The organism is Lactobacillus leichmannii (assembly GCF_024701915.1).
Lineage (GTDB): Bacteria > Bacillota > Bacilli > Lactobacillales > Lactobacillaceae > Lactobacillus > Lactobacillus delbrueckii.
In genome coordinates, this window is the sequence record NZ_QOCY01000001.1 from 1 (window position 1) to 2,119 (window position 2,119).

2 protein-coding genes and 1 pseudogene are annotated in these 2,119 nt (G+C 36.3%); 1 reads left to right on the forward strand and 2 read right to left on the reverse strand.

What is annotated here, in order from left to right; genetic code table 11:
- Positions 1–671: pseudogene (locus tag DS743_RS00005) on the forward strand (restriction endonuclease subunit S); the annotation flags it as partial.
- A gap of 38 nt (positions 672–709) precedes the next feature.
- On the opposite strand, the gene DS743_RS00010 reads toward DS743_RS00005, so the two are convergent.
- Together DS743_RS00010 and DS743_RS00015 are read right to left on the reverse strand one after the other, a co-directional pair.
- Positions 710–1,627, reverse strand: coding sequence for a site-specific integrase (locus DS743_RS00010; RefSeq protein WP_035184427.1), 918 nt, complete (start codon positions 1,625–1,627; stop codon positions 710–712).
- Positions 1,628–1,668: 41 nt separating this feature from the next.
- A partial coding sequence (locus DS743_RS00015; RefSeq protein ID WP_258945793.1) for a restriction endonuclease subunit S occupies positions 1,669–2,119 on the reverse strand: 451 nt, incomplete at its 5' end.

Consider the following 2,119-nt stretch of genomic DNA (forward strand, 5'->3'; position numbering starts at 1 on the left):
CCATCACTTTACATGAGGAAAAGAAACGCCAACTTGAGCGCTTAAAAAGCGCTTTAATGCAGAAAATGTTCGCTGACAAGAGCGGGTATCCAGCTGTTCGCTTTTACGGGTTTAGTGATAAATGGGAGAAGCGTAAGTTGGGAGATATCTTTGAAGAACGTATTGAAAAATCCCATAATGGTAGTGAAGAATTGCTGTCTGTCACTCTCAAAGACGGTGTTGTAAAGGCTGAATCTTTGGATAGAAAAAATAATGCAAGTCACGATAAGAGAAACTATAAATTAGTTTTTCCAAATGATATCGCTTATAATTCGATGAGAATGTGGCAAGGCGCTTTGGGTGTTTCAAAGTATAATGGTATTGTCAGTCCTGCTTATACAATAATAAAGTTAAAAAATCAGCTGGAGAATCCCTGTTTTTACCAGAACTATTTCAAAAAGTACGAAATATTAAATGTATTCAGAAAAAGTTCGCAGGGACTAACTTCTGATACTTGGAACCTAAAATATCCTCTATTTAGTCGAATACATCTTTTTACAACTAGTTCTGCCGAACAACAAAATATTTCCTCTCTACTTACTTTGCTTGATTACAACATAGCTTTGCATGGCTACAAATTAGAATTACTAAAAAAGATTAAAAAATTCCTTCTCCAAAGTATGTTCATATAGCTTAAAAGGATAGCGATGCCAAGCCGCTATCCTTTTCCTTACAATGCAGCCAAGTGCTGCATTATTTTTGTGTTATCTTTATTCTCTAGTTCTTGAATAATGTGAAGGTAAGTTTGCTGTGTTGTCGTCATATCAGCATGTCCTAAACGTTTCGCAACACTTGCAATAGAGACACTGGCAAACAAAAGTAACGAAGCATGGGTGTGACGCAGCCCGTGTACTGAAATAACAGGTATATTTAATTCCTCACAATGTTTCTTTAGTAAATTATTAACAGTTGAGTTAAAGACACGTTTTTGGGCGAATATAGGCTCATTGTTAGGCAAATCTTGAATGACTTGATTGAGCTGCATGGCAAGCTTCCAATCGATGGGAACTTTTCTTACTGATGACGCATTTTTGGTTGGCTTGAAACTCCCTGTATAGCTCTTATAGTCCCAAGTTTTATCCACATTGATCGTTTGTTGCTCTAAATCTATGTCTTCTTTAGTGAGTCCTAAAGCTTCGCTAAATCGCAAGCCCGTTTTAGCAATCAAAAGGATCATCCAATCAAAATTTGGGAAAGTTGACAAATCTAAGTGACGAAGTAGCAACTTCAATTCAAACTCATTCAAATACTTTGCCTTCTTCTCAGAAGGTTCCTTTCCCTTGACCACAATTTTCCTTGTTGGGTCTCGTTGAATATAGCCTTCATCATACGCATCTAGTAGCATAGCCTTCAATTGATGATGAAAGTCCATTACTGTCGCTTTTTCGTGAGTTTGAGCAAAAGTATTTAAGATCTGCTGATATTCAAGTCTTGTAGTATCGACTAATTTCAGATCAGGTGCAATTTCTTGTAAGTGGCGATGGGATAGCCAGTACTTATCTAGAGTCCTTTCTCGAACTGCTCCTTCTTTGTATACTTCAATCCATTGAGCAAAATAGTCATGTAGTAAAATTCGTTTCTTACGCATAAAAATCTCCTTAGCAAATATCTTGCTAGGGAGATTTTAGATTAGATGAACATGTTTTGTAGTAGAGATTGCTTCACGAGTTTGAGTAAGTTTAATTTCTGATCATGTAAAGTGATTGTATCATCTAATTGATTCAAAAAATCTGAAAGTCTGTCTTGCTCCTCAAATGAACTAGGAATCATAATGCTAATATCTCCCATAACATTATTCATAAGTTTAGGATTTCCAACATGAGAGACCCATTTCCAAGCTTCCAAATTCAGAATTTCGGATATTGCTTTGTTGGCGTATCCTTTGTCTGAAATCAATACACCATTTACATTTGTTGAGTAAAACCTACCTGAACGGTAACTAACGGTTCCAGCATTGGCACCATCAGTGGTCCATGTAATTGCAGTATCAAACAAATAATCTTTATATGCTAACTTCCCAGAGCAATCAAACTCAAGTCCTCTAAGAAAAGGACCTAAACCCGCAAAAATACTGTATTTT